Origin of the sequence: Mesorhizobium sp. B2-7-3, assembly GCF_006440715.1 — a bacterium.
GTDB lineage: Bacteria > Pseudomonadota > Alphaproteobacteria > Rhizobiales > Rhizobiaceae > Mesorhizobium > Mesorhizobium australicum.
In genome coordinates, this window is sequence record NZ_VFTY01000001.1 from 17,111 (window position 1) to 41,028 (window position 23,918).

The 23,918-nt window shown below is 65.0% G+C and carries 19 protein-coding genes; 13 read left to right on the top strand and 6 right to left on the bottom strand.

All coding sequences use genetic code 11. The features are described 5' to 3' along the window. Positions 1-34 precede the first annotated feature (34 nt). The 12 genes from FJW04_RS00090 to FJW04_RS00150 all read left to right on the top strand — a co-directional run bounded on the left by FJW04_RS00090 (position 35) and on the right by FJW04_RS00150 (position 17,162). Positions 35-1,819: a sensor histidine kinase gene (locus FJW04_RS00090; protein WP_015314357.1), complete on the top strand. Its 1,785-nt coding sequence runs from the start codon at positions 35-37 to the stop codon at positions 1,817-1,819. A gap of 24 nt (positions 1,820-1,843) precedes the next feature. Continuing rightward, positions 1,844-2,290, top strand: coding sequence for an HPr kinase/phosphorylase (locus FJW04_RS00095; RefSeq protein WP_140660106.1), 447 nt, complete (start codon positions 1,844-1,846; stop codon positions 2,288-2,290). Positions 2,291-2,454: 164 nt separating this feature from the next. Next, positions 2,455-2,856 (top strand): PTS sugar transporter subunit IIA, encoded by a 402-nt coding sequence (locus FJW04_RS00105; RefSeq protein ID WP_010912939.1) that lies wholly within the window; start codon positions 2,455-2,457, stop codon positions 2,854-2,856. Beyond that, entirely contained in the window at positions 2,853-3,149 is a 297-nt protein-coding gene (locus FJW04_RS00110; RefSeq protein ID WP_015314359.1) for an HPr family phosphocarrier protein, read from the top strand. The genes FJW04_RS00105 and FJW04_RS00110 overlap by 4 nt, the downstream gene beginning before the upstream one ends. A gap of 192 nt (positions 3,150-3,341) precedes the next feature. Continuing rightward, positions 3,342-4,742, top strand: coding sequence for an adenosylhomocysteinase (gene ahcY, locus FJW04_RS00115; RefSeq protein WP_015314360.1), 1,401 nt, complete (start codon positions 3,342-3,344; stop codon positions 4,740-4,742). A 188-nt stretch (positions 4,743-4,930) separates the two neighbouring features. Continuing rightward, positions 4,931-7,471 (top strand): ATP-binding protein, encoded by a 2,541-nt coding sequence (locus tag FJW04_RS00120; protein WP_140711638.1) that lies wholly within the window; start codon positions 4,931-4,933, stop codon positions 7,469-7,471. Between the two features lie 8 nt (positions 7,472-7,479). Further along, entirely contained in the window at positions 7,480-8,991 is a 1,512-nt protein-coding gene (tsaE, locus tag FJW04_RS00125; RefSeq protein WP_140711640.1) for a tRNA (adenosine(37)-N6)-threonylcarbamoyltransferase complex ATPase subunit type 1 TsaE, read from the top strand. Positions 8,992-8,993: 2 nt separating this feature from the next. Then, positions 8,994-9,716: a nucleotidyltransferase family protein gene (locus FJW04_RS00130; RefSeq protein ID WP_181172841.1), complete on the top strand. Its 723-nt coding sequence runs from the start codon at positions 8,994-8,996 to the stop codon at positions 9,714-9,716. Next, positions 9,713-12,847 (top strand): double-strand break repair protein AddB, encoded by a 3,135-nt coding sequence (gene addB, locus FJW04_RS00135; RefSeq protein WP_140711644.1) that lies wholly within the window; start codon positions 9,713-9,715, stop codon positions 12,845-12,847. Before FJW04_RS00130 ends, addB begins: the two co-directional genes overlap by 4 nt. After that, positions 12,844-16,350 (top strand): double-strand break repair helicase AddA, encoded by a 3,507-nt coding sequence (gene addA / locus FJW04_RS00140; protein WP_140711646.1) that lies wholly within the window; start codon positions 12,844-12,846, stop codon positions 16,348-16,350. The genes addB and addA overlap by 4 nt, the downstream gene beginning before the upstream one ends. A gap of 74 nt (positions 16,351-16,424) precedes the next feature. Continuing rightward, entirely contained in the window at positions 16,425-16,748 is a 324-nt protein-coding gene (trxA, locus tag FJW04_RS00145; protein ID WP_015314366.1) for a thioredoxin, read from the top strand. Positions 16,749-16,880: 132 nt separating this feature from the next. Further along, positions 16,881-17,162, top strand: coding sequence for a cupin domain-containing protein (locus FJW04_RS00150; RefSeq protein ID WP_015314367.1), 282 nt, complete (start codon positions 16,881-16,883; stop codon positions 17,160-17,162). Positions 17,163-17,350: 188 nt separating this feature from the next. On the opposite strand, the gene FJW04_RS00155 is transcribed toward FJW04_RS00150, so the two are convergent. From FJW04_RS00155 to FJW04_RS00175, 5 genes are all read right to left on the bottom strand, one after another. Beyond that, positions 17,351-18,676: a folylpolyglutamate synthase/dihydrofolate synthase family protein gene (locus tag FJW04_RS00155; protein WP_140711648.1), complete on the bottom strand. Its 1,326-nt coding sequence runs from the start codon at positions 18,674-18,676 to the stop codon at positions 17,351-17,353. A 181-nt stretch (positions 18,677-18,857) separates the two neighbouring features. Next, entirely contained in the window at positions 18,858-19,784 is a 927-nt protein-coding gene (gene accD / locus FJW04_RS00160; protein ID WP_015314369.1) for an acetyl-CoA carboxylase, carboxyltransferase subunit beta, read from the bottom strand. Between the two features lie 48 nt (positions 19,785-19,832). Then, entirely contained in the window at positions 19,833-20,672 is an 840-nt protein-coding gene (gene trpA / locus FJW04_RS00165) for a tryptophan synthase subunit alpha (RefSeq protein ID WP_140660114.1), read from the bottom strand. Between the two features lie 61 nt (positions 20,673-20,733). Beyond that, positions 20,734-21,984, bottom strand: a complete 1,251-nt coding sequence (trpB, locus tag FJW04_RS00170) for a tryptophan synthase subunit beta (RefSeq protein WP_140615145.1) — start codon at positions 21,982-21,984, stop codon at positions 20,734-20,736. Positions 21,985-22,074: 90 nt separating this feature from the next. Then, positions 22,075-22,734: a phosphoribosylanthranilate isomerase gene (locus tag FJW04_RS00175; RefSeq protein ID WP_140712443.1), complete on the bottom strand. Its 660-nt coding sequence runs from the start codon at positions 22,732-22,734 to the stop codon at positions 22,075-22,077. Between the two features lie 111 nt (positions 22,735-22,845). Here FJW04_RS00175 and FJW04_RS00180 point away from each other — a divergent pair, with 111 nt between their 5' ends. Continuing rightward, complete coding sequence (locus FJW04_RS00180; protein WP_140711650.1) at positions 22,846-23,064, top strand: hypothetical protein; 219 nt, start codon at positions 22,846-22,848, stop codon at positions 23,062-23,064. A gap of 6 nt (positions 23,065-23,070) precedes the next feature. Here FJW04_RS00180 and FJW04_RS00185 read toward each other — a convergent pair whose 3' ends face one another. Further along, entirely contained in the window at positions 23,071-23,829 is a 759-nt protein-coding gene (locus tag FJW04_RS00185; RefSeq protein ID WP_140711652.1) for a M48 family metallopeptidase, read from the bottom strand. Positions 23,830-23,918: the final 89 nt, after the last annotated feature.

Consider the following 23,918-nt stretch of genomic DNA (forward strand, 5'->3'; position numbering starts at 1 on the left):
CATCAAACCTGGGACTAGCGGGAGCTGCTATTCAATGGCAGTGGAAGCACAGCGAACAAGACCGGCGGGCGCCGCCAGGCGGCCGTCGCGCATCATGCCTTCCTTCGTGTCGAAAATCACGGTGCCGATGCGGCGCTTCCTCGGCCACCATATCTTTTCCAGCCTGACGCGGCGTATTCTTTTCCTCAATCTCGCCGGGCTGGCGGTGCTCGTCACCGGCATCCTCTATCTCAACACCTTCCGCGACGGGCTGATCGACGCGCGCGTCGAAAGCCTGATGACGCAGGGCGAAATCATCGCCGGCGCGATTGCGGCGTCGGCGACGGTCGAGACGGATTCGATCAGCATCGACCCGGAAAAACTGCTTGAGCTGCAGGCCGGCGAAAGCCTGGGGCCTGGCTCGGACCAACTCGACAATCTGGATTTTCCGATCAATCCCGAGCGCGTGGCGCCGGTCCTGCGGCGGCTGATCTCGCCGACCCGCACCCGAGCCCGCATCTATGACCGCGACGCCAATTTGCTGCTCGATTCGCGCCATCTCTATTCGCGCGGTCAGATCCTGCGCTACGATCTGCCGCCGGTCGAGGAGGAGGAGCCCGACCTTGTCGAGCGCGTCCAGAAATTCATCTTCGACTTCTTCCGCAACACCGACCTGCCGGTCTATCACGAACAGCCCGGCGGCAACGGCGCCGCCTTCCCGGAAGTGGTCAAGGCATTGACGGGCAGTCCGTCGACCATCGTGCGCGTCTCGGAACAGGGCGAGCAGATCGTCTCGGTGGCGGTGCCGATCCAGCGTTTTCGCGCCGTGCTCGGCGTGCTGATGCTGTCGACCGAAGGCGGTGATATCGACAAGATCGTCGCCGCCGAACGCAAGGCGATCCTGCGCGTCTTCGGCATCGCGGCGCTCGTCACAGCCATCCTGTCGATGCTTTTGGCGTCCACCATCGCCAACCCGCTGCGCCGGCTGTCGGCGGCGGCCGTACGGGTGCGTCGCGGCGTCAAGAGCCGCGAGGAAATCCCAGACTTTTCCGACCGCCAGGACGAGATCGGCAATCTGTCGATTGCCGTGCGCGACATGACCAACGCACTCTATGCGCGCATCGAGGCGATCGAAAGCTTCGCGGCCGATGTCTCCCATGAGTTGAAGAACCCGCTGACGTCGTTGCGCAGTGCTGTCGAAACATTGCCGCTGGCGAAGAATGACACCTCCCGTGCGCGCCTGATGGAGATCATCCAGCATGACGTGAAACGGCTGGACCGCCTCATCACCGACATTTCCGACGCCTCGCGCCTCGATGCGGAATTGGCGCGCGAAGATGCCGGCACCGTCGACCTGAAGAAATTCGTCACCGACCTCGTCGCTGTTTCGCGTGAAACCACGCGCAACAAGAAGGCGGTCGAGATCGAGCTCAAGGTCGCCAAGCTGCCGCAGGGCGCCAAGGGCTATGTCGTCGTCGGTCACGATCTGCGCATCGGCCAGGTCATCACCAATCTGATCGAGAACGCCCGTTCCTTCGTCCCCGAGGACCATGGCCACATCAGCCTGTCGCTGGCGCGCGCCGGCAAGTTCAACATCCTGACCGTCGACGACAACGGTCCCGGCATCCGCGCCGACGCCATCGACCGCATCTTCGAACGTTTTTACACCGACCGGCCCGCCGGCGAGGCGTTCGGCCAGAATTCCGGCCTTGGCCTGTCCATCTCCAGGCAGATCGTCGAGGCCCATGGCGGTACGCTGACCGCCGAAAACATACCAGGCACCAAGCCCGGCGAGATCAAGGGCGCACGCTTCGTCGTGACGCTCCCGGCCGAGGGATGACCGCCAATCGCCAGGGATCGCGACGTGCGGTCTGACAACATACACGCCACGGCGCTGCTGATCGGCGAGAGCGGCATTCTCATCAGCGGCTCATCCGGGTCGGGCAAGACAACGCTGGCGCTGACGCTGATCAGCCATTGCCTGAAACGCGGATTGTTCTCGCGGCTGGTCGGCGACGATCAGCTCTTCGTCGAAGCCCATGCCGGGCGGCTGGTGTGCCGTGCGCCCGCCACCATCGAGGGCCTTGCCGAGGTGCCGGGACATGGGCCACGGTCCCTGCCGTTCGAACCGGCCTGCGTCGTCGATCTGCATGTGCGCCTGTTGCCGGCCGGCGAAATCGCACGCTTCCAGGAGGATGCAAGCGACGACATCGCCGGCTGCGCGGTGGCGCGCATCGATCTGGCCGAGCGCAATGTCGCGGCCGCCTTGCTCGCCGTGATGGCGCGGCTGTCGATCCCGCCTTTTCTATGATCCGCGCTGGGTTTTTTGCTGCAATGCGTCAAAATGGCGTGGGCCGGCGCAATTTTGGGCTTGTCAACGGGCCGCGCGTCGACAAGATAGCGCTCCCGCCGCCTGGATTGGCTGGCGAGCATAAAATGCGCCTGTGAAGCGGCGATGACGGGAGCCACCAAAGAATGATCGGACTCGTGCTTGTAACGCACGGTCAACTGGCCACCGAGTTCAGACATGCCGTCGAACATGTCGTCGGGCCACAAGACAATTTCGAAACCGTGGCGATCGGTGCCGACGACGATATGGAACAGCGTCGCCGCGACATCGTCGACGCCGTCGCCCGTGTCGATACAGGGGCGGGTGTAATCGTGCTGACCGACATGTTCGGCGGCACGCCGTCCAACCTTGCCATCTCGGTAATGGAGTCCGGCCGCACCGAGGTGATCGCCGGCATGAACCTGCCGATGCTGATCAAGCTGTCGTCGATCCGCAAGGGCGACAACATGGCGGCCGCGCTCGATGAAGCGCAAGCCGCGGGGCGCAAATATATCAACGTCGCCAGCCAGCTTTTGAGCAGCAAATGAGTACGCTGTCGCCTGACAAGGACCAGATCGTCAGGGAGTTTCCGATCGTCAACCAGCGCGGCCTGCATGCGCGCGCCTCGGCGAAATTCGTCCAGCTTGCCAGCGGTTTCAACGCTTCGGTCCATGTCGAGAAGGACGGCGTCAAGGTCGGCGGCACCTCGATCATGGGCCTGATGATGCTGGCGGCCAGCCCTGGATACTCGATCCGCGTCACCGCCAGCGGCCCGGAGGCGCTCGAGGTCATGGACGCGCTGGAGCAGCTCGTCGCCTCCCGTTTCGGCGAGGAGTGCTGACCCGGAAGTCAGCCCTCCGGGACATGCACGAATAAAGATTTCTTTATATCCCATTGTCGTGCGAAGCCCGATCTGCTAGTCAGGCCGGCAATTCGCGCCCTTCGACGCGCCGACCGGCGCGGGCGCATCCGCAACCAATTCGCAAGCCAAACGATCAATTCACAGCAAGACAATTCGCATCGGAGCACTGCCATGACGGGTAGCAAGGACTATGTGGTCGCCGACATCTCTCTTGCCGGCTGGGGCCGCAAGGAACTCGATATCGCCGAAACCGAAATGCCGGGCCTGATGGCCTGCCGCGAGGAATTCGGGGCCAAGAAGCCGCTCAAGGGCGCGCGCATCACCGGCTCGCTGCACATGACGATCCAGACGGCGGTGCTGATCGAGACGCTGAAGGCGCTCGGCGCCGACATCCGCTGGGCTTCCTGCAACATCTTCTCGACCCAGGACCATGCCGCCGCGGCCATCGCCGAGACCGGCATTCCGGTCTTCGCCGTCAAGGGCGAGAGCCTCGAACAGTACTGGGACTACACCGACAGGATCTTCCAATGGGCCGATGGCGGCCTCTCCAACATGATCCTCGATGACGGCGGCGACGCCACCATGTACATCCTGATCGGCGCCCGCGCCGAAGCCGGCGAGGACGTGCTGTCCAATCCGCAGAGCGAGGAAGAGGAATATTTCTACGCCCAGGTCAAGAAGCGCCTGAAGGCTTCGCCGGGTTTCTTCACCAAGCAGAAGGAAGCGATCCGCGGCGTCACCGAAGAGACGACGACCGGCGTCAACCGGCTCTACCAGTTGCAGAAGAAGGGCCTGCTGCCCTTCCCGGCCATCAACGTCAACGATTCGGTCACCAAGTCGAAATTCGACAACAAATATGGCTGCAAGGAATCGCTGGTCGACGGTATCCGCCGCGGCACCGACACGATGATGGCCGGCAAGGTCGCGGTCGTCTGCGGTTATGGCGACGTCGGCAAGGGTTCGTCCGCCTCGCTCAAGGGCGCGGGCGCCCGCGTCAAGGTGACCGAGGTCGATCCGATCTGCGCGCTGCAGGCGGCGATGGACGGCTTTGAAGTGGTCACGCTGGAAGATGCGGCACCGACCGCCGACATCGTCATCACCACCACCGGCAACAAGGATGTGGTTACCCTCGACCACATGCGCTCGATGAAGGACATGGTGATCGTTGGCAACATCGGCCATTTCGACAACGAGATCCAGGTTGCGTCGCTGCGCAATCTGAAGTGGACCAACGTCAAGCCGCAGGTCGACATGATCACCTTCCCGGACGGCAAGCGCATGATCCTCTTGTCGGAAGGCCGCCTGCTCAATCTCGGCAACGCCACCGGCCACCCGAGCTTCGTCATGTCGGCCTCCTTCACCAACCAGGTGCTGGCGCAGATCGAGTTGTTCACCAAGGGCGAGCAGTACCAGAACCAGGTCTATGTGCTGCCCAAGCATCTCGACGAGAAGGTCGCACGCCTGCATCTCGACAAGCTCGGCGCCCGCCTGACCGAACTGTCGGGCGAGCAGGCCGCCTATATCGGCGTCACGCCGCAGGGGCCTTTCAAGCCGGAACACTACCGCTATTAATCAAAGCCGAATTTGCTACAAGATATTGATGCCGGGCGATTGACTTTTCGCCCGGCATTATTTTTGCGCCGAATGATTCTTCACGCCGATTCCAGCAGGCGCTATTGTTGTGATTCGCGGGTCCAGGGGCGAGGACCGGCGGACGCGTCAGGGCGGTCTTGCATTCAGGCGGCGAAGAGGACCAAGACATGCCGGGGGAAAACCCGCTTCACGCGGGACAGGCCGTTTCCGGCGGCCATCAGGATTCGGGGACCACTGGCTCGCGGCGCCTTTCGTGGCGTGGCCGCGCGGGGCTGTTGCTTGCCGGCTCCACACTTGCCGGCCCGCTGCTTGGCGGGGTTGCATGCGCCCAGGGCGCCGAAGTGGCGGCCGGCCTTTCGGTCAGCACGATCGAGGTCATGCAGCTAGCCGTCTTTGCCGGAGTGATGGGAGCGGCATTCCTTTCGGCCATCGTTCTCATTCGCGAACGCGCGCGCACCTCGGCGGAAAATGTCGAGCTGAGAAGCCGCGTCGCCGATATCAGCGCAGCGTTGCGACGTTCGGAAGCGCTGCTCAATCTGCGCGACCAGCGTGTGGTCGTCTGGGCCTCGGAAAACAAGAAACCCGAGCTCATCGGCACATTGCCGACCGAAAGCGGAGCGCCGGAGGAACGGGCCGCATTCCTCGCCTTTGGGCGCTGGCTGATGCCGCGCTCGGCGGCGGCACTCGAACATGCCGTGACGGGTTTGCGGGAAAAAGGCAGACCGTTCGACCTGGTGGTGGAATCGCAGGCCGGCGCTCCGTTGGAAGTGCATGGCCGAAAGAGCGCGGCCCATGTGCTGGTGCGGTTTGTCTCGCTGTCCGAGACACAGCGCAGCCAGGCCCGGCTCAAGATCGAAAACCAGCGGCTGGCCGCCGACCATGACACGATGATCGGCCTGCTCGAGGCGCTGAAGATGCCGGCATGGCTGCGTGACGAGCATGGCCGGCTGAAATGGGTCAACCGGGCCTATGCCGACGCGGTCGAAGCCGAGAACGCTGAAGCCGCCGTGCGTGACGCCCAGGAGTTCCTCGGCGGCCAGGCACGCGAGGCCATCGCCACCCAGCACAAATCGCATCCGGTGTTCGAGCAATCGCTTTCAACGGTGATCGAAGGCGACCGCCGCGTGTTTGCCGTGACCGACTTTGCCGGCGCCGACGGTTCGGCCGGCCTTGCCTGCGACACCAGCGCCATCGAGGCCATCCGCGGCGAATATGAGCGGACCGTGCGCAGCCATGCCGATACGCTCGACCAGCTCAACACGGCAGTCGCCATCTTCGACACGAACGAGAAGCTGCGCTTCTTCAACCAGGCTTTCCAGAAACTCTGGGGGCTCGACAGCGGCTTCCTGCACAGCGCGCCCGACAACGCCCTTTTGCTCGACCGGCTGCGCAGCGAGGGCAAGATCGCCGAACAGCCGGAATGGCGCCGCTGGAAGGAAGGCCTGCTCGGCGCTTATCGTGCGGTCGAATCGCAGGAACACTGGTGGCACCTGCCGGACGGCAAGACCATCCGCGTCGTCGCCAACCCGCAACCCAAGGGCGGCGTCACCTGGGTGTTCGAGAACCTGACCGAGAAGATGGATCTCGAAAGCCGCTACCGCACCGCGGTCCGGGTCCAGGGCGAAACGCTCGACAATCTGGCCGAAGGCGTGGCGGTGTTCGGTCCCGATGGCCGGCTGCGGCTGTCGAACCCGGCCTTTGCCACGCTGTGGGGGTTGGGCACGGAAGTCGCCAAGCCCAATGTGCACGTATCGACCATACGCGAGCTCTCAGATCGGCAGGCGGTCGAGAGCCCCTGGCCCGGCTTTGTCGCCGCCATCACCGGCTTCGACGACGAGCGCCGCGAGCGTCACGGCCAGACTGAGCTCAACAACGGCACCGTGCTGCGCTACGCGGTGATTCCGCTGCCCAACGGGCAAGTGATGATGACTTTCGTCGACGTCACGGACAGCGTCCATGTCGAACGCGCGCTCAAGGACAGGAACGAGGCGCTGGAGAAATCGGACCAGCTCAAGAACGACTTCGTCCAGCATGTGTCCTACGAACTGCGTTCGCCGCTGACCAACATCATCGGTTTCACCGAGCTGCTGTCGCTGCCGGCGACTGGCCCGCTGACGCAGAAGCAGCGTGAATATGTCGAACATGTCGGCTCGTCCTCCTCGGTGCTGCTGACCATCGTCAACGACATACTCGACCTGGCGACCGTCGATGCCGGCATCATGCAGCTCGACATTTCCGAGGTGCATGTGGACCGCACCATCGCGGCTGCCGCCGAGCTTGTCGCCGACCGGCTGGAGGAGCATTCGATCCGGCTCGCGGTCGATGCCGCCGCCGCGCCGAAGACGTTCCATGGCGACGAAACGCGCATCCGCCAGATCCTCTACAACCTGCTCAGCAACGCCGCCAACTACGCGCCGGAGGCCAGCACCATCCGGCTGGCCTGCCGTCAGTTGGCGGACGGGGTCGAGTTCTCGGTTCACGACGACGGGCCTGGCATGCCGCCCGATGTGCTCGATTCGGTGTTCCGCCGCTTCGAACCGCGCGCCAATGGGGGCCGCCGGCGCGGCGCCGGCCTCGGCCTGTCGATCGTCAAGAGCTTTGTCGAACTGCATGGCGGCGCCGTTCGCATCGAAACCGGCAAGGACAAGGGCACGACCGTCATCTGCACCTTTCCCGACATGCCGGGTATCCGCGCAGCGGCCGAGTAGCGCGCTCGATGACGGAACCGGTGCTGGAGCGTTTGCTCGCCGACGAGACCCAGACAGCCCGGCTGGGCGAGGATCTGGCGTTGGCGCTGCGCGTGGGCGACGTGCTGGCGCTCAAGGGCGATCTCGGCGCCGGCAAGTCGACGCTGGCAAGGGCACTGATCCGGGCGCTGGCCGACGATGCCGGTCTCGAAGTGCCGAGCCCGACGTTCACGCTGGTACAGAGCTACGATACCCGCGTGCCGGTTCACCATTTCGATCTCTACCGCCTGTCCTCGGCGACCGAGCTCGACGAACTCGGCTTCGAGGAGGCGCTGGCGCAAGGTGCCGCCCTGATCGAATGGCCGGAACGGGCTGACGGCTACCTGCCCAAGGCGACGGTGCTGATCGAACTCGTCCAGCATGGCGAGGGCCGGCTGGCCCGATTGTCGGGGCAAGGCGCTACCTTCGACCGTATGGCGCGCTCGCTGGCCATGCGCGGCTTTCTGGGGAGCACCGGCTGGGGGCAAGCGCGGCGCCGGCACTTCATCGGCGATGCCTCGGCCCGCTCCTACGAGATCGTAACGCTTGCCGGCGAGGCGCCGCGCGTGCTGATGAACTCGCCGCGGCTGGTGCTCGGCCCGCCCGTGCGCGACGGCAAACCCTATGCCGTGATCGCCCATACGGCGCAGTCGGTGTCGGCCTTCGTCGCAATCGACCGTGCGCTGCTGGCCGCCGGGGTCGCGGTGCCCAGGATCGACGCGCAGGATCTCGACCAGGGTTTCCTGCTGCTCGAGCATCTGGGCTCGGAAGGTTTCCTCGACGGCAATGGCGAGCCGGTCGCCGAACGGTACGAGGCGGCGGCCGAACTGCTTGCCATGATGCACGGCAAGGCTTGGCCTCACCGCATGGAGGCGGCTCCCGGCGTCGTTCATGACGTGCCGCCCTTCGATCGCGACGCCATGCTGATCGAGGCCGACCTGCTGATCGACTGGTACGTGCCGGCGATATCGGGCGAGCCGGCAAGCGAGGCGCTGCGTTCCGGCTACCACAAGATATGGAATGCGCTTCTCGACCGGCTGCAAGGCAGCGAATACACGCTGATGCTGCGCGACTTCCACTCGCCTAACATCATCTGGCGCGGCGAGCGGTCCGGCCTCGACCGGCTCGGCATCGTCGACGTCCAGGATGCGCTGATCGGGCCTTGCGCCTATGACGTCGCCTCGCTCGCCATGGACGCTCGCGTCACAATGGCACCCGAGATCGAGAAGCGGACGCTCGACGCCTATGTCGCCGCACGTCATGCAGCGGGCGGCTTCGACGAAGAAAGCTTCCTCGAAGCCTATGCAATCATGGCCGCGCAGCGCAATTCCAAGATTCTGGGTATTTTCGTGCGCCTCGAAAAACGTGACGGCAAACCCTATTATCTCAGGCACCTGCCGCGCATCCGCGATTATCTCAGGCGGGCGCTGTCACATCCCACGCTCGCCGACCTGCGGGATTTCTATAGCGCGCACGGGCTGCTGGAGGAACGAGCGCTGTGACAATGAAACCGGACACCGCCATCGTCCTTGCCGCCGGGCTCGGCAAGCGCATGAGGCCGATCACCGACGCTATCCCCAAGCCGCTGGTCCGCATCGCCGGCAAGACGCTGCTCGACTGGGGCCTCGACAGCCTGGCGGCGGCCGGCGTCGGCAAGGCGGTGGTCAATGTCCATTACCTTCCCGAACAGATCGTCGCTCATGTGGCCGCCCGCCGCGCGCCGCGCGTCGTCATTTCCGATGAGAGCGACCGGCTGCTCGATTCCGCCGGCGGCATCGTCAAGGCGCTGCCGGAGCTCGGCCAGGAGCCGTTCTACATCCTCAACGCCGATACATTCTGGATCGACCACGGCCCGCTCAATCTCGGGCGGCTTGCCCTTGCATGGGACGCCGCGAAAATGGATATTCTGCTGATGCTGGCGGATCTCCATCAGGCGACAGGGCACTGTGGCAGCACCGATTTCCTGGTGGCGCCGGATGGTGCCCTGCGGCGTTCCAAAGGCGATCCCGCTGGCCTGATCTATGCCGGCGCCGCGATCATCCATCCGCGCCTGTTCAAAAACGCACCCGCCGAACCGCATTCGCTCAATGCCTATTTCGACAAGGCGATTGCCGGCGGCCGCCTGTTCGGCATGCCGATGCATGGCCACTGGATAACCGTCGGCACGCCCGATGCCATTCCGCTCGCCGAAGACGCAGTGGCCGGCGCACTCATCGGATCGCAATGAGCGGCTCAAGCCGCGTTTTCTCCATTCCCTCCGGAGCGCCGTTTCTGCCGACGCTGGCCGAGGCGCTGCTTGACGGCCGCCTTATCCCCGGCTTTCGGTTCGACGGTGACCCCCTCGCTTTGGCCGATGTTACCATCTATGTGCCGACGCGCCGGGCCGCACGTGCCTTGCGCGGCGTCTTCGTCGACAGCCTGAAGGCGCGTGGCGGCGGCGGTTCGGCGATCCTGCCGGTGATCCGGCCGCTCGGCGAATTCGACGAGGATGAGGCCGCATTCGAGGCCGATCCAACGGCGGCAATCGATCTCGCGCCCCCGATCGCCGCCACCGAGCGACTGTTGCTGCTGACGCCGCTGGTGCGGGCGTGGAAACGCCGGTTGCCCGCCCATGTCGCGGCCCTCTTCGCCGAGGAGATCGTCGTCCCAGCCTCCACCGCCGACGCGATCTGGCTGGCGCGCGATCTGGCCGGGCTGATGGACGAGATCGAGACGGAAGGCACCGATTGGGCCAAACTTGCCGGCCTCGTCAGCGGCAACCTTGCCGGATGGTGGCAGGTCACGCTCGAATTCCTCGGCATCGTCACCGATGCCTGGCCGAAATTCCTCGCAGAGAGCGACCGCTCCAATCCAGCCGCGCATCGCAGCGCCTTGATCCGTGCCGAGGCCGCGCGGCTGCGGCGCAATCCACCCGCCGGGCCGGTCATAGCCGCGGGGTCCACCGGCTCCATACCCGCCACGGCGGAACTGCTTGCGACCATCGCCGGCCTGTCCGGCGGTGCCATCGTGCTGCCCGGGCTGGACCAGATGCTCGACGAAGCCTCCTTCCAGGCTCTCGTCGCTCCCGGCGCGCGTCCAGCCGTGCTGGGCCATCCGCAATACGGCCTGGCAAAGCTGATCGGCAAGATCGGCGTGCTGCGCGGCGATGTCGAGGAGATCGGTGCGGCCGAGCCGAAGCTCGCGCGCCGCGCCGCCCTTGTCGGCGAGGCGCTGCGGCCGGCCGAGACCACGGAATTATGGGCGGAAACACGAAACGGGTTTTCAGCGTCCGATATCGCCGGCGCTTTCGCCGACGTGACGCTGCTGGAGGCGGCAAGCGAGCGCGACGAAGCCGTCGCGATCGCCGTCGCGCTCAAGCAGGCAGTGGAAGAACCCGGCCAAAGGGCCGCTCTCGTGACCGGCGACCGCGCGCTGGCACGCCGCGTCTCGGTCGAGCTCAAGCGCTTCGGTGTCGTTGCCGACGATTCCGGCGGCACGCCGCTGTCCAACACGCCGGCGGCCAGCCTGCTCAGGCTGGCGCTCGAAGCGGTGTTCCGGCCGGGCGATCCGGTCGGCCTGCTGTCGCTGCTCAAGCATCCCCTGCTTGGCCTGGGTCTGGAACGGGTCACCGTGCGCCACGCGGCGGAATTGGTCGAACTGGTGACGCTGCGCGGCGGCACCGGCCGCCCCGACATCGCTTCGCTGCCGGATCTTTTCGAGGCCCGCCTCACCGGGCTAGGCGACGGCAGCCGGCCGCCGTTCTGGTTTGCCCGCCTGACCGTGCGCTCCATTGAGGTTGCGCGGACCCTTCTCGCACGCCTGGCTGACGCGCTGGCGCCGCTTTCGGCCTTTCGCGGCCAGGCGGAGGCCGGCCTTGCCGAGCTGGTCGAAGCCAGCGTCGTTGCCCTGGAAAATCTCGGCCGTTCCGCCGACGGTGGTCTTGGCGAACTCTACGCCGGCGATGCCGGCGAAAAACTCGCCGAACTGCTGCGCGGGCTGGTCGCGGCTTCGGCGCCGCTGTCGTTGGCGGCAATCGAATGGCCCGATGTGATGGAGGCGCTGATCGCGCCCGAGACCGTCAAGCCAGCGCAAGGCACCGACAGGAACATCGCCATCTGGGGCGCCCTGGAGGCGCGGCTGCAGGATGTCGACACGCTGGTCATCGGCGGGCTCAACGAAGGGGTCTGGCCGCGCAAGCCGGAGAGCGACCGCTTCATGTCGCGGCTGATGAAGACCGGCATCGACCTAGAACCGCCGGAGCGGCGCATCGGGCTTGCCGCGCATGATTTCCAGATGGCCATGGGCGCGAGACATGTGGTGCTGGCCCGCTCGGCGCGTGCCGGCGACGCGCCCGCCGTGCCGTCGCGCTGGTTGCAGCGGCTGCTCACCTTCATCGGCAACGATCAGGCGGCGGCACTGCGCCGGCGCGGCGATGAGCTGCTTGCCTGGGCGCGCGCGCTCGACACGGGACCGAAGCGGGATTTCGCGCCACGGCCGCAGCCGAAGCCGCCGCTCTCGGTCCGCCCGACGCATTTCTCCGTCACCGAGATCGAGACGCTGCGCCGCGACCCCTACGCTGTATATGCCCGGAGGATCCTTGGCCTGACGCCGCTCGATCCGCTCGTCCGCGATCCGGGTGCGGCGGAGCGCGGCACGCTGTTTCACGCCATCCTGCATCTCTTTTCGTCCGAGGTGGCCGACCCGCGCGCGCCGGACGCACTGGCCGGGCTCATCGCCGCCGGCCGCGCCTGTTTTGCCGAGGCGACGCTTCCCGCCGATGTCGAGGCGGTGTGGTGGCCGCGGTTCGAAAAGCTCGCCACCAACATCATCGAATGGGAGCGAACGCGCGCCGACGCGGTGGTCCAGCGGCATGCCGAGGAGCGCGCCGGCAAGACTGTCGTCGGACAGTCCGGCGTAACGCTGTCTGGCTATGCCGACCGTGTCGACCTGCTGGCCGGCGGCATGGCGGACATTCTGGACTACAAGACGGGTTCCTCGCCTTCCAAGGCACAGGCCCATACGCTATTGGCGCCGCAACTGGCGTTGGAAGGGGCGCTGCTCAGGCGTGGCGCATTCAAGGATTTGGGCACGCGCGAACCGTCGCAACTGGCCTTCATCAGGTTGAAGCCGAATGGCGAGGTGTTCGAGGAGTCCATACTCGAACACAACCGCCAACCACGCACCGCCGCCGATCTTGCCGAAGAGGCCTGGGCGCGGCTGGAAAAACTGCTGATCCATTATGCCGACCCGGCGACCGGCTATCTGTCGCGCGCGCTGCCGTTTCGCGAAGGCGAAACCGATGGCGATTACGACCACCTCGCCCGCGTGCTCGAATGGTCCGCCGGCGGCGACGCCGGGGATGAGGGAGGGGAGGCATGAAGAAAGCCTATCCGATCCCGAGCGATACGGCTTCGAGCCAGGCCCGGGCCGCCGATCCCGGCAATTCGGCCTGGGTGTCGGCCAATGCGGGATCGGGCAAGACGCACGTGCTGGCCCAGCGCGTCATCCGGCTGCTGCTCAACGGCACCGATCCCTCGAAGATATTGTGCCTGACCTATACGCGCGCCGCGGCCGCCAACATGTCGAACCGGGTTTTCTCCACGCTGTCGGAATGGACATCGTTGGGTGATCTGGAGCTGGCCGCCAGAATAGAGGCGCTGGAAGGGCGCCGGGCCGATCGCGACACCATGCGCCGCGCCCGCCGCCTGTTCGCCGAGGCGCTGGAGACGCCTGGCGGGTTGAAAATCCAGACCATCCACGCCTTCTGCGAATCCGTCCTGCATCAGTTCCCCCTGGAAGCCAACATCCCCGCCCATTTCGAAATGCTCGACAGCCAGATGGAGGCCTCGCTTTTTGCCGCTGCGCGCCGCGAGATGATCTCCGCCGCCGGCGACAGGACTTTGGCGGAGGCCTTCGCCACTGTCCTGGAACGCGGCGGTGAAGCCGGTCTCGACGCCTTGCTTGGCGAGATCGTGCGCAAGCGTGACGGGTTGCGCCATTTCCTCGATGCTGTCGGGCGTGACGGCTTCCAGCCGCTGTTCGATGAATTCCATTTCCAGCCCGGCCAGACCGCCGAAGGCATAGCGGCATCTGTATGGCCGTTGCCTGGCTTCCTGCCGGACTATTTTGCCGGCTTTGCCCAGGCAGCCGAAGCCACCGACGCCAGGTCGGTGTTGAACAACATCCTGCCCTATGCGCGCCAGGCCTTCGCCGAGAGCGACCCTCTCCGCCGGCTGCAGTTGCTTGCAAGAGCCTTCCTCAAGACCGACGGCGATCCTTATGATCCGGCAAAGGCGTTCAAAAAGGCGCTCACCGACCGGCTGCCTGAGCTGGCCGAGCGCTATGTGTCGGCCGCCAGCGCCATCATGGAGACTGTCGACCGGCTGGCGCTATTCCGGATGCTGGAGGGCACCCGCGCGGCCCTGACCATCGCCGACTGGCTGATCGCACGCTACGAAGTGCTGAAGCGCGGCCGCGGCTTTCTCGATTTCAACGACCTGATCACCCGCACGGTGAACCTTTTGGCGCGGCCCGATGCCGGCCCATGGGTGCAATACAAGCTCGACCAGGGCATAGATCACATCCTGCTCGACGAGGCGCAGGACACCAGCCCGGATCAATGGGAGGTGGTGAAGCGGCTGGCGGAAGAATTCTTTGCCGGCTTCGGCGCCCGCGAGCGGGTCCACCGCACGGTCTTTGCCGTCGGCGACGAGAAGCAGTCGATCTACTCCTTCCAGGGTGCGGCACCCGACTCCTTCGCCGACAGCCGGTTGTTGTTCGCCGGGCGTGTGCGCGATGCCGAAGCGTCCTTCGCCGACCTCAAGCTGACCTGGTCGTTCCGCTCCACAGACGATGTGCTGGCCGCCGTCGACCGGGTCTTTGCCGATCCCATCGTGCGGCGCGGCATCAGCCACGATCCCGATCCGCTGAACCACAAGGCGATCCGCACCGATGCGCCAGGCTATGTCGAGGTCTGGCCGTCGATCGGTGCCGAGGCCGTCGACGAGCCCGACGACTGGGCGCAAGCGATCGACCATGCCCATGCGCCGGCGGTGCGCGTCGCCGAGAATGTCGCGGCCACCATTGCCGGCTGGATCGGCAAGGGCGAAATCATCGAGGGGCGTGGCAAGCGGCTGCGGCCGGGCGACGTGCTGGTGCTGGTGCGCAAGCGCGACAGCTTCGTCCACGCGCTGACCCGCGCGCTCAAGCGCCGCGACATCCCGGTTGCCGGCGCCGACCGGCTGAGCCTGTCGGGCCATATTGCCGTCAAGGACCTGATCGCGCTCGGCCACCTTTTGATCCAGCCGCAGGACGATTTGTCACTCGCCGCTCTGCTGCGCAGCCCGGTCTTCGACCTGCCGGAAGAGACACTGTTCACGCTCGCCGCGCAACGGCCGCCCGGCGTGTCGCTGGCGGCATCGCTACGCCAGCATGCCGGCGAAAGCGAAACGCTCGCGGCGGTCGTCGCGCAACTCGACGCCTGGGCTGACGAGGCCGCCTTCAAGCCGGTGTTCGAGTTCTATGCCGCCCTGCTGGCGCGCGATGGCGTACGCCGCAAGATGATCGCGCGGCTCGGGCCGGAAGCCGGCGATATCCTCGATGAGTTCCTGAGCTTCTGCCTTGCCGAAGAGCGGACCGGCCTGCCCGGGCTGGAAGCCTTCCTGTCGACACTGGAAAACGCCGGGCCCGAGATCAAGCGCGAGATGGATCAAACCCGTGACGAGGTCCGGGTCATGACCGTGCACGCGGCCAAGGGCCTTGAGGCGCCCGTGGTGTTCCTGGTCGACGGCGGTTCCGCCCCGTTCAGCGACCAGCATTTGCCGCGCCTGATGCCTTTCGACGGCTCTGGCCGACATTGGGATGGCAGGGGCTATCTCTGGCGTTCGGCCAGCGACGTCGCCAACGGCTTCTCGAAGACGGCCGCCGCTCGCGCCCGCGAACTCGCCGACGACGAGTACCGCCGGCTGCTCTATGTCGGCATGACGCGCGCCGAGGACCGGCTTATCGTCTGCGGCTATCACAGCAAGCGGGCGCCGAACGCCGGCACCTGGCATTCGATCGTCAGCCGCGCGCTGAGCGGCGCGCCCGAAAGCGAACAGCGTCCGCATCCTGCCGGCGGGGAGCCTGTCTACCGTTTCCACATCACCAAACTGCCGCCGGTTGCGCCAAGTCCGGGCGAACAGGCACGGCAGGCCGATGCTTTCGGACCCTTGCCGACGACCCTGTTCAGGCCCTTGCCGCCCTTCGAGGACCTGCCGCGTCCCCTGTCGCCGTCGGGCGCCTCGGCGCTGATCGAGGAAGGCAAGGAAGCGGTAGTCGACAAGGCGTCGCCGGTGCTGGACGCCGCTGCCGAGCCGGGTTTTGCCGTGCTGCGCGGGCTCGCCCTGCACAAACTGCTGCAGATGCTGCCCGGCATCGCCGAGGACGCACGGGTGGACGCTGCGAAGCGTTATCTCTCCCGAACGGGTGCGGCGTGGCCTGAGGCCGAGCGTGAAAAGGCCCTGGCATCGGTCATCGCCATCCTTGCCGACCCCGGCCTCGGTCAGCTGTTCGCGCCCTCCTCGCGCGCCGAGGTCGCGATCATGGGCAGCCTGGAGGTCAAGGGCAAGATCCGCTCCATTTCGGGCAAGATCGATCGGCTGGCGGTGACCCCGAATGCGGTCTCGATCGTCGACTACAAGACCAACCGGCCCGCACCCGCCTCCCTGGCGGAAGTCCCGCCGGCCTATCTGCTTCAGCTCGCGCTCTATCGCGCCCTGCTGCAGCCGCTTTACCCCGGGCGGGAGGTCAAGGCAGCCCTGCTGTTCACCGAAGCGCCAAGGCTGATCGAACTGCCGTCCCGGGCCATGGACGACGCCCTTGCCCGACTCACGGGAGCGTGACACAAGAACTGCTTGAAGAAGGGCGCGACAACAACCACATTTGGTGGGACGAAAAATTTCGAAAGGATTTCAGCATGACCACCGTCAAGGTCGACAAGAACAATTTCCAGGCTGACGTGCTTAATGCCCAGGTGCCGGTTGTGGTTGATTTCTGGGCGGAATGGTGTGGCCCTTGCAAGATGATCGCACCGGCGCTTGAGGACATCGCCACCGAGCTCGGCGCCAAGGTCAAGATCGCCAAGCTGAATATCGACGAGAATCCCGAGCTTGCCGCCCAGTTTGGCGTGCGCTCGATCCCGACGCTGATGATCTTCAAGGGCGGCGAAGTGGCCGACATCAAGGTTGGCGCCGCGCCCAAGACCGCACTGTCGCACTGGGTCAACGGCAATCTCGCCTGATGCCATCTGAATTCGAAGCATTGAGCCCGGCCATCGCGCCGGGCTTTTTGTTGGCGTCATCGGTGCGCCGCTCTGGCCCTCACATCGGGCCACTCCATGTCCTCTGTTGGCAGCAGAAGCAGGGAGAGAGAAATGACCGGATCCGCCAAGGCCACCGTCTTCATCGACAACGAACGCGTCATCGTCACCGAGTACCGCTTCCAGCCGGGCGACAACACCGGCTGGCATCGCCACGGCCACGACTATGTCGTGGTGCCACTGATGGACGGCAAGCTGAAGCTGGTGACCAAGGACGGCGAAACCTTCGCCGAGATGAAGAAAGGCGCGCCGTATTTCCGCAAGGAGGGAGTGGAACACGACGTCGTCAGCGCCAATGAGGGCGAGTACGCTTTTATCGAGATTGAGCTGAAGTAAGCGGCACCTCTGACGCTGAGCGAAGCCTCCTTAACTTCGTCATGGGCGAAGCAGGAGCGAAGCTCCGTCGCGAGGACCCTGGTATCCATGCCGTGACGGCCCTCGACGAATGCAGCTGAAGGAAATTCCGCACCGCTGCTTCGCTTCGCTCCTCGCTGTGCCGCGGGATGACGAGGCGATGGACGGCCTCAGGTCGGCGGCGTGCCGTTCTCGGCGAGAACCGCGCCGGCCAGGTAGAGCGACCCGCCGATCAGGATGCGCGGCGTCGGGCCGTCCCAAGTGTCGCGCAGCAGCATCAGGGCGCTGGCGACGGAGCTTACCGGTTCGGCCGTCAGCCCGGCTTCCGTGGCACGGATCGCCAGTTCGTCATTCGGCACACCGGCATCGCTCATGCTCACCGGCACGGTGTAGACATGCCGGACGAGGCCCTTGAAGGCGCGGAAATAGCCGGCCTGGTCCTTGGTGTTGATCATGCCCGAAATGAGGAAGAGCGGACGCGGGTTCTTTTCTTCCTGCTCGGCCAGCGCTTCGGCGACGACGACGCCAGCGCCGGGATTATGGCCGCCGTCGAGCCAGATGTCGGCGCCCTTCGGCGCCAGTTCCGCCAGCCGGCCCTGCGCCAGCTTCTGCATGCGGCCCGGCCAGGCGACGTTGGTCATTGCCTTCTCGGCGGCGCGGTGGCTGATCTCGAAGCCGGCCGCCTTGACCGCGGCGATCGCAGCAGCCGCATTGGCGAACTGGTGGCGACCGGGCAGCCGCGGCGGCGGCAGATCCATCAACCCATCATCGTCCTGGTAGACCATGCGGCCATTTTCCTCGAAGGCGAGAAAATCCTGCCCGTAGACCAGGGTCGGGCATTCCAGCCGCTCGGCGGCGTCGACCAGCACCTGCAGCGCCGTCTCGCTTTCCTGCGCGCCGATGACCACCGGGCAGCCACGCTTCATGATCCCGGCCTTTTCGGCGGCGATCAGTTCGACGCGATCGCCGAGATAGGCCTCATGGTCCATCGACACCGGCATGATCACCGACACGGCCGGCCGCGCGATGACATTGGTGGCGTCGAAACGGCCGCCAAGACCGACCTCGATGATCGCGACATCGGCCGGATGTTCCGAAAACAGGATGAAGGTGACGGCGGTGAGAATTTCGAAGACGGTGATCTTCTGGCCTGCATTGGCCTTGGCAACGCGGGCAATGGCCTCCGCGAAGATATCGTCGTCGACCAGCCTGCCGCCGCCTTCGGCGGCCAGCCTGTAGCGCTCGTGCCAGCTGACCAGATGTGGCGAGGTGTGGACATGGACGAGCCGGCCGGAGGCTTCCAGCAGCGCCCGCGAGAAGGCGGCGCAGGAACCCTTGCCGTTGGTGCCAGCGATGTGGATGACCGGCGGCAGCAGGTCCTGCGGATTGCCCAACCGTTCCAACAGCCGCGTGATGCGGTCGAGCGAAAGGTCGAAGCCCTTCGGGTGAAGCGCCATCAGGGCTTCGATTTCGCGGTCCGCGGCAAGCGTCGTCATGGCAAATCCCGTGCATGGCCTGGAGCCAGAAGCGCTCCCGCAAAGACCATGGCTATCGAAAGGCTACAGCGCGCAACGGATGCCGCGCAATCGCTGTTCGCGGCGGCCAATGTCGCGTCAGGCCAGTCTCACGTCAGGCCAGTCTCACGTCAGGCCAGTCTCGCGTCATGTCGATGTAGCGTCAAGCTTGCGGCCGGACTTCGGCGGCAACCACGGCCGGCGGCAAGATTTCTGGTTCCAGAGGCTTCTGCTCTTCCGGCATCTTGAGCAGCATCTTCAACAGGCGGGCGATGGTCTCGCGCAGCTCCAGCCGCGACACCACCATGTCGACCATGCCATGCTCCATCAGATATTCGGAGCGCTGGAAGCCGTCCGGCAACTTCTCGCGGATGGTCTGTTCGATGACACGCGGCCCGGCAAAACCGATCAGCGCGCCGGGCTCGGCGATGTGCACGTCGCCCAGCATGGCATAGGAGGCGGTGACGCCGCCGGTGGTCGGGTTGGTCAGCACGACGATGTAGGGCAGGCCGGCTTCCTTCAGCCTATCGACACCAACCGTGGTGCGCGGCAATTGCATGAGGGACAAAATACCTTCCTGCATGCGCGCGCCGCCGGAGGCGGCGAACAGGATCAACGGCCGCTTGCGCTGCAAGGCGACCTCGAAGCCATGCACGATGGCATCACCCGCAGCCATGCCGAGCGAACCGCCCATGAAAGCGAAATCCTGCACCGTCACCACCACCGGCAAGCCCTCGACGGTCCCCAGCGCATTGATGATGGCGTCTTCCAGGCCGGTCTTGGCCTTGGCGTCCTTCAGCCGGTCGACATAGCGTTTCTCGTCGCGGAACTTCAGCGGATCCTGCATGACCTTGGGATTGTCCAGGGTCTCGTACTTGCCGTCATCGAAGAAGAATTTCAGCCGCTCCTTGGCCGAGATCTTCATGTGATGGCCGGAAGACGGGATGACGAACTGGTTGGATTCCAGGTCCTTGTGGAACACCATCTCGCCAGTCTCGGGATCCTTGATCCAGAGATTCTCGGGCATGTCGGTGCGCCGGCCGAGCATCGAATTGATCTTCGGGCGAACGTAATTGGTGATCCAGTTCATCGCTTCGGCTCCTGTCCTGACGAAGAGTTGGGTAAAGACGTAGGGAAACTATTCGGCGGCAGCAAGGCGGGCCGAACGCACGCCTTGCGCAAGGCCGCTGACCAGCGTGGCGACTGCCTCCGCCGGATCGGCGGTCTTTTCACCGTTCGGCCCCAGCACGTTCGCGACCGCGTTGACGATCGCCGTGCCGACGACCACGCCGTCGGCGTTGGCCCCGATCACGCGCGCCTGTTCGGCGGTCTTGACGCCGAACCCGACGCAGACCGGCAGGTTGGTGTGACCCTTGATGCGCTGGACCGCTGTGGCGACCTTGCCGGTGTCGGCAAGCGCCGAGCCGGTGATGCCGGTCATGGACACGTAGTAGACGAAGCCGGATGTGTTCTGCAGCACCTTGGGCAGGCGCTTGTCGTCGGTGGTCGGCGTCGCCAGCCGGATGAAATTGATGCCAGCCTTCAGCGCCGGGATGCAGAGTTCCTCATCCATCTCCGGCGGCAGGTCGACGACGATCAGCCCGTCGATGCCGCTGGCGATCGCGTCCTTCAGGAAACGGTCGACGCCGTAGATGTAGATCGGATTGTAGTAGCCCATCAGCACGATCGGCGTTTCATCGTCGCCGGCGCGGAAGTCCGACGCCATCTTCAGCGTCTTGACCAGCGTCTGGCCGCCTTTGAGCGCCCTGAGGCCCGCCGCCTGGATCGCCGGGCCGTCGGCCATCGGGTCGGAAAACGGCATGCCGAGCTCGATGACGTCGGAGCCGGCGCCGGGCAGCGCCTTCATGATCGACAGCGAGGTTGCATAGTCGGGGTCGCCACCCATGAAATAGGTGACGAGGGCCGGGCGGCCTTCGGCCTTCAGCTTCGTCATGCGGCGGTCGATGCGGGTTGTCATGTCAGGCCCTTTGGACGAATTTTGCTCATAATCAACTCCCAGGTCGAACGGTCCAAAGGGCCTAGATCTCCATGCCCAGCATCGAGGCCACCGTGTGCACGTCCTTGTCGCCACGGCCGGACAGGTTGACAATGACGATCTGGTCCTTGTCCATGGCGGGCACGATCTTGACCGCATGGGCGATGGCGTGCGCGGATTCCAGCGCCGGGATGATGCCTTCGACGCGCGTCGTCAGCTTGAAGGCCTCGAGCGCCTCGTCGTCAAGGATCGGCACATAGTCGACACGCCCGGAGTCGCGCAGCCAGGAATGCTCCGGGCCGACGCCGGGATAATCGAGGCCGGCCGAAATCGAATGGCCGTCCATGATCTGGCCGTCCGCATTCTGCAGGAGATAGGTGCGGTTGCCGTGCAGCACGCCGGGGGAGCCGGCATTCATCGAGGCGCAATGCTCGATGCCGTCGAGGCCGCGCCCGCCGGCTTCGATGCCGATGATCCGAACTTCCTTGTCATCGAGGAAGGGATGGAACATGCCGATGGCATTGGACCCGCCGCCGACGGCGGCGATGATGGTGTCGGGCAGCCGCCCCTCCTGTTCGAGGATCTGCGCGCGCGCCTCGGTTCCGATCACCGACTGGAAATCGCGCACCAGTTCCGGATAGGGGTGCGGGCCAGCCGCGGTGCCGATCAAATAATAGGTGTCCTCGACATTGGTCACCCAATCACGAAGGGCTTCGTTCATGGCGTCCTTCAGCGTGCCATGGCCGGCGGTGACGGGCCGCACTTCGGCGCCGAGCAGCTTCATGCGGAAGACGTTGGGGCTCTGCCGGGCAACGTCGGTCGCGCCCATATAGACGACGCAGGGAAAACCGAAGCGGGCCGCGACGGTCGCGGACGCCACGCCATGCTGGCCAGCACCGGTCTCCGCGATGATGCGCTTCTTGCCCATCCGCTTGGCCAACAGGATCTGGCCCAGGCAGTTGTTGATCTTGTGCGAACCGGTATGGTTCAAATCCTCGCGCTTGAAATAGACTTTCGCGCCGCCCCCGAGGCCCTTCGCCGAGGAAACCTCACGAAGATGCCTGGTCAGGCCCTCGGCGAAGTAGAGCTTCGACGGCCGTCCGGCATAATGGGTCGAAAGACCGGTCAGTTCGGCCCTGAATTCCGGATCGTTCTTGACCTCGTTCCAGTTTTTCTCCAGGTCGAGGATCAGCGGCATCAGCGTTTCGGCAACGAAACGACCGCCGAAAATGCCGAACATGCCCTGTTCGTCGGGTCCGGTGCGGAAGGAATTGGGTGTCGCCGGCTTGTTCATCGCCGATCTCCTAGATCTGTACTTTGAGCATGTCCTGTCGGAAAACCGGTTCCCACTTTTCCGGGACATGCTCAGGGTTCGAAATTTTGTTCAGGCAGCGCGGTCGTCCCGCGCGGCCCTGACGGCCCGGAAAAACTGTTCGATCAGCGCCGGATCCTTGACGCCCGGGGCGCTTTCCACGCCTGACGAAATGTCGATCGCGGGCGGATTGGCCAGCCTAAGGGCATCGCCGATGTTGGCGGCGTTGAGCCCACCGGAAAGCATGTAATCGATCCCGGCGTCAAGGCCGGCGAGAATGCGCCAGTCGAAGGCGACGCCATTGCCGCCCGGCAGCTCCGAGCCCTTTGGAGGCTTGGCGTCGAACAGGAACCGGTCGGCGATGCCGACAAACGGCTTTATCCGTTCGAGATCGGCGGCCTCGCTGAGCGGCAACGCCTTCATCACCGGCAGCCCATGGCGGGCTTTCAGTTCAGCCACTCGCTCGGGGGTTTCGGAGCCGTGCAGTTGCAGCATGTCGGGCTGCAGCTTTTCGACGATTTCGTCGAGGAAGGCGTCTCTGGCATCGACGGTGACGGCAATCGCCGAGGCCTTGCCACGAGCCGCTTCGCGCAGACGGCCGGCTTCGGCCGGCTCAACATAACGCGGGCTTTTTGGAAAGAAAATGAACCCGACATGGCTGGCGCCGCCGGCCAGGGCCGCGGCCATTGCCTGGTCGGTCTTCAAGCCGCAGATCTTGATGTCGAGCGCCATGGCGCGGAATTGGCACGAAAAGCGCCAAGAGTCGAGAAAAAGCATGCTGTTTGCCGGCAAGGCCAAAGGCGCTACCTATGGATGGACAGCATGCAAGGCGGGAGCACAGCCATGGCCGACCAGACCGTTGCCGAACTGAAGCAGAAGATCGCGCAGGCGCGCGAGGTCATAGCGCACCTCATGGACAGGGCCGCCTTCAACGGCGCCGAGGCGCATCGGGCGCTGGATTATTTCGGCGGCGAGGCTTTCGATCGGAACTTTCTACCCTGGCCGCATCATGCTGACGAAGGGTTGCGGCCGGATGAGCTCAATGCGGCGAATGATGATTGAGGCGCCCTACTCGAACACAATCGCCTGCAGGGCGCCGCCATTGCGCTTCAGCCAATCCTTGCAGCGCTCGGTGTCGGGGCAGAGCTTTTCGCATAGTTTCCAGAATTTCGGCCCGTGGTTCATCTCCTTGAGATGCGCCACCTCATGCGCGACGAGGTAGTTTATGACAGGCTGCGGCGCCATCATGATGCGCCAGGAAAAGGACAGATTGCCTTCCGAAGTGCAGGAGCCCCAGCGGCTGGAGGTGTCCTTGTAGCGGATCGCCTTGGCGCGCTTGCCAAGCGCCTCCGTATGCTTGACGACCAGCTTTTCGATTTCCTTCTTGGCCTCGCGTTTCAAAAAATCGGCGATGCGGCGCGGCAGATGGATGCGGTCGCCATGCACGATCAGCAGCGGGCCGCGGTCGTCGCGCGATATGGTGACAGTGCCGCGCTTTGACGGCTCATGTACGATACGGTGGGCCACGCCGCGTACCGGAATCTTTATGCCCGGACGCACCTGCGGCCGTGTCGGCACCTTGGCCAGCCGCTGTTCCAGCCAGTCCTGGTGGCGGTCGAGGAACCTGTCCACTTCGCCGCGGCGCAGGCCCGGCGGCACGGTTATGCGCAGGCCCTGTCCGCCGGAATCGATGCGCAGCGTCAGACGCTTCGCCCTGGCGCTCTCGACGATCTTGAGCGGCAGCGTGCGGCCGGCGACGCAATATTCCCGCTCCACCACAGGCGTGGGTTTGGGCTTCGTCAGATTGCGGAAGAACCCGATGGTCATGGCGGGACGATACGCGATTCGAGGAGAACGAATAGAACAAAAAAGAAACGGCGCCGCTCGCGCGACGCCGTCATCATACCTTGGCCCTG